An 8,165-nucleotide genomic window follows, 5' to 3' on the forward strand; every position below is an offset into this window, starting at 1 on the left:
GCTCCGCGGTGAGCGGAGCCGGCCCGGCCGGTGTTTCGAGCGACTGCTCAGCAGCCGTCGTGCAACTGACTGCTCAGCAGTCGTAGTACATGGCGAACTCGTGCGGGGTCGGGCGCAGACGCACCGGGTCGACCTCGTTGGCGCGCTTCCAGTCGACCCAGGTGGAGATCAGGTCGGGGGTGAAGACGCCGCCGTCGAGCAGGTAGTCGTGGTCGGCCTCCAGCGAGTCGAGCACTGCCGACAGCGAGCCCGGCACCTGCTTGACGTCGCCCCACTCCTCCGGCGGGAGGTCGTAGAGGTCCTTGTCGATCGGCGTCGGCGGCTCCATCTTGCTCTTGATGCCGTCCAGGCCGGCCATCATCATGGCCGAGAAGGCCAGGTAGACGTTGGCCGACGGGTCCGGGACGCGGAACTCGACGCGCTTGGCCTTGGCGTTGCTGCCGGTCACCGGGATGCGGGTGCAGGCAGAGCGGTTGCGCTGCGAGTAGACCAGGTTGACCGGCGCCTCGTAGCCCGGCACCAGGCGACGGTACGAGTTGATCGTCGGGTTGGTGAAGGCCAGCAGCGACGGCGCGTGGTGCAGCAGACCGCCGATGTACCAGCGGGCCATGTCGGACAGGCCGGCGTAGCCGGTCTCGTCGTAGAACAGCGGCTCACCGTTGAGCCAGAGGCTCTGGTGGGTGTGCATGCCGGAGCCGTTGTCGCCGAACAGCGGCTTGGGCATGAACGTCGCGGTCTTGCCGTTGGCCCAGGCCTCGTTCTTCACGATGTACTTGAAGAGCTGGAGCTGGTCACCGGCGTGCAGCAGGGTGGAGAACCGGTAGTTGATCTCGGACTGGCCGGCGGTGCCCACCTCGTGGTGCGAGCGCTCCACGTTGAAGCCGGTGTCGACCAGGCGGCGCACGATCGAGTCACGCAGGTCGGCGTAGTGGTCGACCGGCGGGACGGGGAAGTAGCCGCCCTTGTACGCGGTCTTGTAACCGCGGTTGCCGCCCGGCTCTTCGCGGCCGGTGTTCCAGGCGCCCTCGATCGAGTCGATGTAGTAGAACGACTGGTGCGCCGAGGTCTCGTGGCGGATCGAGTCGAAGATGTAGAACTCCGCCTCGGCGCCGAAGTAGGCGGTGTCGGCGATGCCGCTCGCCGCCAGGTACGCCTCGGCCTTCTTCGCCACGTTGCGCGGGTCGCGGCTGTAGGCCTCGCGGGTGAACGGGTCGTGGATGAAGAAGTTGAGCGCGAGCGTCTTCTGCGCGCGGAACGGGTCGATGAACGCGGTGGCGACATCCGGGAGCAGGAGCATGTCCGACTCGTGGATCGCCTGGAAACCGCGGATCGACGAACCGTCGAACGCGAGGCCGTCGGTGAAGAGGTCGTCGTTGACGGACTCGACCGGCAGGTTGAAGTGCTGCATCACGCCGGGCAGGTCACAGAAACGAACGTCGACGAACTTCACGTCCTCGTTCTTGAGGTATCGCAGCAGTTCCTCGGGATTGGCGAACACACATCCTCCTGGCACGTCCACGGGGTGGCTAGGCTTCTGGCGACGCTAGGGCCGGGGGGTTGCCCGGCCGTGTCTCCGTTGTTTCTGCCGTGTTACGTCCCTCGCGGAGCGTCAGTGGCGCCCCGTCCACGCCTCCGGCCCGCCAGGGACGCCGTACCGACTGTGCCAGTGTAATGACATCTGATCGCTTTGGCCTGAATCGGCACACAGTGGCGGCGGCACCCGGCAAGCCCTCACCCCGGCGCGGATACCCTTGACCGCTGTGACCAATCCGCACCTCCCGGCAGCGCCGGCCACCGATCCCACCTTCACCGCGCCAAGCCTCGGTCGGCGGTTCGGGGCGCTGATCATCGACTGGGTGCTCTGCCTGCTGGTGTCCAACTTCTTCGCCGACCCGGTACGCGACGGCTGGGCCCCGGTGCTGGTGTTGGTCCTGGTGTACGGCATCTTCCTCGGCCTGTTCGCCCAGACTCCGGGCATGTTCATCACCAAGATCCGCTGTGTGAGCTGGAACGACGGCGGCCGGATCGGCGTGCTCCGGGGGCTGATCCGTGGCCTCCTGCTGGCCCTCGTCGTCCCCGCACTGATCATGGACGAGCACCGACGTGGCCTGCACGACCGAATCGCCGGCTCGGTCATCGTCGACGCCCCCCGCGCCTGACCCGACCCACGCCGAGCCCGCTCCCCGCCTCCCCGCCACCCGGTTCCCGCCTCCCCGCCACCCGATTCCCGCCACCACGGCTCCCGGTTCCCGCCACCACGGCTCCCGGTTCCCGCCACCACGGCTCCCGGCAAGATCGCGCCCAATCCAGGATGTGATGGCCCCCGCCACGCACGATGCCACTACGTCAGGGACAGCGCCGCGCGTCAGTGATCGATGCTGGCCCAGGTCGCACGGCGAGTTCCGATCCCAGGGTCGCCACTCCAGACCCCCCCGGCCCGCGTCGATCTTGCAATTCCTGTCGCCGGTATACACGAGATGCCCGCTTATGTCGCAACAGAAAGTGCAAGATCGCGGAGGAGGGGGAGCCCGGCCTCGTCGATCATGGAGTTGTGGTGCCTGGTTTGGTCTGATGCAGGCACTTTGTCACCCACCACAACTCCATGATCGACGAGGGCAGGGGAGGGCGGCGGGGGCGGGCGGGCGGCGGGCGGGATGGGCGGGGCGCGTTTGACGCCACGACGCGAAAGAGCCGGACCCGTGTGGGTCCGGCTCTTTTACGCGTACACCTGGGGGGTCAGCGGCCCCGCGACTGGCGGAAGGCGCCCGGCGGCCGCATGTTCTTCGGGATCGCGCCCTTGGGCATCTGTGGCCGGGCGGTGAGCGCCTTGAGTCGCTTGTCCAGCGAGTTGACGTCCTTGCCGGAGAGGGCGCGGGGCAGGCGCAGCAGCGTGGTCCGCAGCTTGCGGATCGGCAGCTCGCCTTCCTCCTGCCCGATCACATAGTCGTGCAGGGGAGCGGAGCCGATCACCTTGGACAGCCGCCGCTTCTCCTGGCCGAGCAGGCCGCGCACCCGCTGCGGGTTGCCCTCGGCCAGCAGGATCACGCCCGGGCGGCCGATCACCAGGTGGACCATGTCCATCTGGGTGGTCGAGCTGACCGCCGGGGTCACCCGCCAGTCGCCGCGCATGTTCTCCATGATCTGCGCCGCCGCGCCGGGTTGCCCCTCGGCGGCGTTCATCATCGCCTTGTTGGACCGAAGGTTGAGCACGATCAGCACCGCGAGCAGGATGAACAGGATGCCCAGCGGCAGCCAGATCCAGCCCCAGAGGATGACCGCGACCACGGTGAGCGCGAGCGGGAGCAGCACCGCTGCGGCGACCAACGGCGCGAACCACCGGTCCTGCTTGGCGGTGAACTGGAACACCATCCCGATCTGCTTCAGCCGCTGGCCGAACGAGACCTTCTCCTGGGGCTTTGCCATGCCGCAGAGTCTAGTGGTCGCCGCCGGCCCGGTTGATCCGCGTCCGGGTGCCGGGGCAGCTGAGTACCTTACGTCGCCGTGAGCGCCCTGAGTGGCCGGGTAAGGAGGCTGTGGGCGCGGAAGATGAGGCACCGTGCCCATGCCCGGGTGGGGCCTTCGCGCGAAGAGTCGTCAGCAGAAGACGACGACGCCACGAAGGAGCCCGACATGTTCGGCAACGACGCAGATTTCCTGCTCACCCTGCACCGTACCCACGCCGCCGAGCTGCGCGCCGACGCTTCCGCCGACCGGCTCGCCCGGTCGCTGTCCCGTCCGGTCAGCCGCGGGTGGCTGGGCCGGCGCAGGCAGGCCGGTCGCACCGGCGACGCCCGCCGGTGACCGCGCTCAGCGTGGCTGCCACGTCCACCGCGCCCGGCGTGGCTGCCACGTCCACCGCGCCCGGCGGGCTGGCCGCTCGACCCGATCCGACCCCGCCGCCCGGCCGCCGGCCGATCGGCGGGGCCGGCGGGGTGGGCCGCCATGGCATGCTCGAACACGTGACCGTACGCGCCGCCAGCTCCGTCCTCGTCGGGCGCCACCGCGAGACCGTGGCACTACGAGACGCGCTGGGCCGGGCGCGGGCCGGGGAGCCGACCGCCGTGCTGGTCGGCGGCGAGGCTGGGGTGGGTAAGACCCGGCTGCTGGAGGAGTTCGCGGGCTGGGCCACCGAGGGCGCGGCGCGGGTGCTCGTCGGCCAGTGCCTGGAGCTGGGCGAGGCGGGTCTGCCGTTCGCGCCGTTCGCCGCCGCGTTGCGGGCGGTGCTCCGCGCGGACGGCCCCGAGGTCTTCGCCGGTTACGAGGCGGAGTTCGCTCCGCTCCTGCCGGAGCTGGGCCGTGCCTCCGCGGCGCTGACCACCCCGCGCGCCGTCCCGCTCAACGACGCCCCGCGCGGCTACCTGTTCGACCTGGTCGCCGAGCTGTTCCAGCGGCTGGCCGATGCTCGCCCGCTGGTCCTGATCATCGAGGACCTGCACTGGGCCGACCGTTCCACCCGCGACCTCATCGGTTTCCTCGTCCGGGCGGCGAGGCCGGGCCGGCTGCTGCTGGTCTGCACCTACCGCACCGACGAGTTGCAGCGCGGGCACCCGCTGCGCCCGTTCCTCGCCGAGCTGGATCGGGCCCGGGGTGTGGAGCGGGTCGAGCTGGCTCGCCTGGACCGCGACGGCACCGCCGCGATCCTCGCCGACCTGCTCGGCGCCGAGCCGCCCGCCCGCGCCGTCGACGACGTCCACGACCGTACCCAGGGCAACCCCTTCTTCATCGAGGAGTTGGCCGTCGCCGGTGACCCGATCGGCTGCGCGGCGCTGCCCGAGACGCTGCGTGACCTGCTGCTGGCCCGGGTGGACCGGCTTCCGGAGCCGGCGCAGCGGGTGTTGCGGATCGCGGCCGCCGGCGGCACCCGGTTCGCCCACGACCTGCTCGCCGAGGTCGCCAGGCTGCCCGAAACCGAGCTGGAGGACGCGTTACGCGCCGCCGTCGCAGCCCAGTTGGTGGTGGCCGACCGGGACGGTGACTACGAGTTCCGACACGCGCTGGTCCGCGAGGCCGTCCACGACGAGTTGTTGCCCGGTGAGCACGCCCGGCTGCACGCCCGCTTCGCCGCCGCCATCGAGGCCCAGCCGCACCTGGTCGCCGCCGGTCGGGCCCCGGCCGAGATCGCCCACCACTGGTACGCCGCGCACGACCACCCGCGCGCCCTCGTCGCCGCACGAGCCGCCGCGTGCGCCGCCGCCGACCGCTACGCGTACGCCGAGCAGCGCCGACTGCTGGAGCGGGCGCTGGAGTTGTGGGAACTGGTGCCGGACGCCGCCGACCTGCTCGGCATGGACCATCTGGCGTTGCTGGAGCAGACCCTGGCCGCGGCGGTCACGGCCGGCGACTTCAGCCGGGCCATCACGCTGACCCGGGCCGGCCTGGCCGAGGTGGACACCGACGCCGCACCGCTGCGCGCCGCCCGCCTGCTCAACCAGCGGGGTCGGCTGATGGCCCTGCTCGGTAAGAGTGACGGCCGCCGGGAGCTGGATGAGGCGTACCGGCTGGCCGCCGGCGGCCCCCGTGACGTGGCGCGGGTTCGGCTGCTCGCCGACATAGCCGCGCACATGGTCAAGATCGACCCCGGACACGCGGCCCGGGTGGCTGCCGAGGCTGCCGTGGACGGCAAGGCACTCGGCGAGGACCTGGCGCTGCTGCACACGCGGATCGCCCTGCTCTGCCACGGCGAGCGGGACCTGGAGCGGGGGTTGGCCGAGCTGAGCCAGGCTGAGGCCGTCGTCCGCGAGTCCGGAGACTCCACGGCCCTGGTGCTCGCCCGGGTGTACCAGTCCGACGTGCTCTGCGAGTTGGGCCGCTACGCCGAGTCCGCGGAGGCCGCCGAGGCCGGCGTGGCCGAGGCGCGACGGGTGGGGATCAGCCGCTCCACCGGGGCGTACCTGCTCTCCAACCGGGCCGAGGCGCTCATCGCGTTGGGTCGGTGGGACGAGGCCGAGGCGGTCTGCGGAGAGGCCGCCCGGATCGACCTGTCCGGCGTCACCAGTCTGCACTGGATCCAGTTGGGCGCCGGGCTGCGGCTGGCCCGCGCCCACCCGGGCGCCGACGAGCTGGTCGACCGGGCGCTCACCTTCCTCAATCGACCGTACCTGTGGCCGAACCACCGCCTGCCCCTGCACGAGCTGGCGATCGAGGCGGCGCTGGCCGCGGACGACAAGGTCGAGGCGGTACGGGCGGCCCGCGTCGCGGTGGCCGACGAGAGCCTGCCGCGCCTGCCCCGGGAGGGTTGGCCGGTGCTCAGCGCCGCCGCGCGTACCGCGGCGCGGGTGGGTGACCGGGAGTTGGCCGCGGCGGTGGCCGCGCTCGCCACCGACCTGCCGGCGCGGCACCCGGCGGCCCGCGCGCACGCCGCCCAGGTCACCGCGCTGCTCGCGGTCGGCGACCAGGCGCTGCCGGCGTGGCGTGCGGCTGTCGACGCGTGGCGGGCCGACGGGCAGCCCTACCCGTTGGGCAGGGCGCTGCTGGCGCTGGGCGAGGCGACGGCCGCAGCCGGGGAACGCGACGAGGCGGCGACGGCGGTCACCGAGGCCACCGAGATCGGCCGGCGGCTGGGCGCGACCCCGCTGGTCGAGGCGGCCGCCACACTGGCGCGGCGGGTCGGCCTGCGCGCCGGGGGCGGGGCCGGAGCGGACCTGTTGACCGCCCGGGAGCGGGAGGTGCTGCGCCTGGTCGCTGAGGGGCACAGCAACAGCCGGATCGCCGAGCGGCTGTTCATCTCGCCGAAGACGGCGAGCGTGCACGTCTCCCGGATCATCGCGAAGCTGGGTGTGACCAACCGGGTGGAGGCCGCCGCCCTGGCCCACCGCCTCGGCCTGCTCACCGAGGCCGCCGCGCCGGATCAGCGCGGCAGGTAGATGCGCCAGCCCTCGATGGTGACCAGGTCGAGGGTGCCCGGTGTGACTCGCTGCCGTTCGTCGAGCACCTCCGCCAGGGGTGAGCCGGTCGGCGCGACCCAGGCCGGTGCCGCCGCGCTGTCCACCTCCCGCCGGTACGCGGGGTAGCGGTCGAAACCGGGGCGCAGGGTGTCGTCGACGACCGCGCAGACCACCTGCTCCGCGCTGGCGAAGGTGAGCCGGTTGCAGGTCCAGTAGCCGGCGCGCACGTGCCGTACGCCGAGCTGGCGCAGGGTGCTCACCAGGTCGGTGTGCCGGGCCTCGGCGGCCCGGGTCGCCGGGACGGTCTCCGCTGCCCGCCAGGTGGCGTGGGCCGCGGTGCCCAGCGTGGCGGCGAGCACCACCACAGCGACCGACCGGGCCAGCGTCGACCCGACGCCGCGTCGGCCGGTCGCCGCCCGACGCAGCCCGTGCCGGGCCACCGTCCACACCGGCCAGAGCAGCGCCGGCAGGGAGATGAGCAGGCAGGACAGGTAGCGGGAACTCTCCACGGGGGTGAGCCCGGCGGAACTGCTCACCGTGTACGCGCCCAGGGTGGCCACCGCGGCCAGCACGAGCGCCAGCCGTGCCGTTGCGGCCACCCGAGGCGACACCGCGTCGGGGCCCACAGCGGCAGAACCGGCAGGATCGGGTTCGCAGGTGCGCAGGGCCCGCCAGGCGGTGGCGGCGGCGATGGCCAGCAGCAGCGGCAGGGCGAGCGCCCACCACAGTTGCCAGGTGGCGCACTGACCGGGAGCGCAGAAGCCCATGCCCAGCCCGGGGCCGAGCACCAGGCCGCCGTGCAGCCGGTCCGGCCAGCCCGTGCTGGCGTTCGTACCGCTGGCCGCGAGCACGGCACGCAGCGGGTTGCGCCCGGTCAGCAGGCTGTGCAGCAGCAGCGGGGCCGCTCCCAGCACGGCCGCCGCCCCGAGCAGCGCCCCGGCGGCACCCCACAGCTCCCGGCGGCAGAACCCGACGAGGACCGCGCCGGTCGCCGCGACGTACGGCAGCACGAGCGGGTCGACCCAGACCATCAGCCCGGCCAGGAAACCCCACGCGGCCCAGCGCGCCAGACGCCAACCGGGTCGCCCGGTGTCGGCCGTCCGCCCGTCGGGACGCTCGGTGTCGGCCGTCCGCCGCCCCGGTCGACCGGTGGCGAGATCCACTGCGAGCAGGGCCAGCGCCGCCCCGGCCGCGTTCATCTCGGGGTAACCGCCGCCGGCGATCAGCTGGTTCTTGACGATCCGGTCGGAGCCGAGGGCCAGCAGCGCCACCATCAGCAAC

Annotated in this window: 6 protein-coding genes; 3 read left to right on the top strand and 3 right to left on the bottom strand. The window is 72.6% G+C overall.

Features of this window, described 5'->3' with window-relative positions:
• Positions 1-73: 73 nt before the first annotated feature.
• On the bottom strand, positions 74-1,498 hold the full coding sequence (gene glnA / locus ABZ749_RS23340) for a type I glutamate--ammonia ligase (protein WP_355007781.1): 1,425 nt from the start codon (positions 1,496-1,498) through the stop codon (positions 74-76).
• Positions 1,499-1,760: 262 nt separating this feature from the next.
• On the opposite strand from glnA, the gene ABZ749_RS23345 reads away from it, so the two are divergent.
• Positions 1,761-2,159, top strand: a complete 399-nt coding sequence (locus ABZ749_RS23345; RefSeq protein WP_357231084.1) for an RDD family protein — start codon at positions 1,761-1,763, stop codon at positions 2,157-2,159.
• Between the two features lie 577 nt (positions 2,160-2,736).
• On the opposite strand, the gene ABZ749_RS23350 is transcribed toward ABZ749_RS23345, so the two are convergent.
• The gene (locus tag ABZ749_RS23350) at positions 2,737-3,423 is read right to left on the bottom strand and encodes a DUF4191 domain-containing protein (RefSeq protein WP_145779624.1); all 687 of its coding nucleotides are present in this window, start codon (positions 3,421-3,423) and stop codon (positions 2,737-2,739) included.
• A 207-nt stretch (positions 3,424-3,630) separates the two neighbouring features.
• On the opposite strand from ABZ749_RS23350, the gene ABZ749_RS23355 reads away from it, so the two are divergent.
• Positions 3,631-3,801, top strand: coding sequence for a hypothetical protein (locus ABZ749_RS23355; protein WP_357231087.1), 171 nt, complete (start codon positions 3,631-3,633; stop codon positions 3,799-3,801).
• An 11-nt stretch (positions 3,802-3,812) separates the two neighbouring features.
• On the top strand, positions 3,813-6,863 hold the full coding sequence (locus ABZ749_RS23360) for an AAA family ATPase (protein ID WP_357231090.1): 3,051 nt from the start codon (positions 3,813-3,815) through the stop codon (positions 6,861-6,863).
• Here ABZ749_RS23360 and ABZ749_RS23365 read toward each other — a convergent pair.
• The coding region (locus ABZ749_RS23365) for a hypothetical protein (protein ID WP_357231093.1) at positions 6,848-8,165 on the bottom strand (1,318 nt) is incomplete at its 5' end. The genes ABZ749_RS23360 and ABZ749_RS23365 overlap by 16 nt on opposite strands.

The sequence above is a fragment of the Micromonospora sp. NPDC047753 genome (assembly GCF_040642735.1).
Lineage (GTDB): Bacteria > Actinomycetota > Actinomycetes > Mycobacteriales > Micromonosporaceae > Micromonospora.

What these genes read in the sequence shown, in the direction of transcription:
- ABZ749_RS23350 (WP_145779624.1), bottom strand. Translation starts at nt 3,423, where the DNA reads ATGGCAAAGCCCCAGGAGAAGGTCTCGTTCGGCCAGCGGCTGAAGCAG.
- ABZ749_RS23355 (WP_357231087.1), top strand. Translation starts at nt 3,631, where the DNA reads ATGTTCGGCAACGACGCAGATTTCCTGCTCACCCTGCACCGTACCCAC.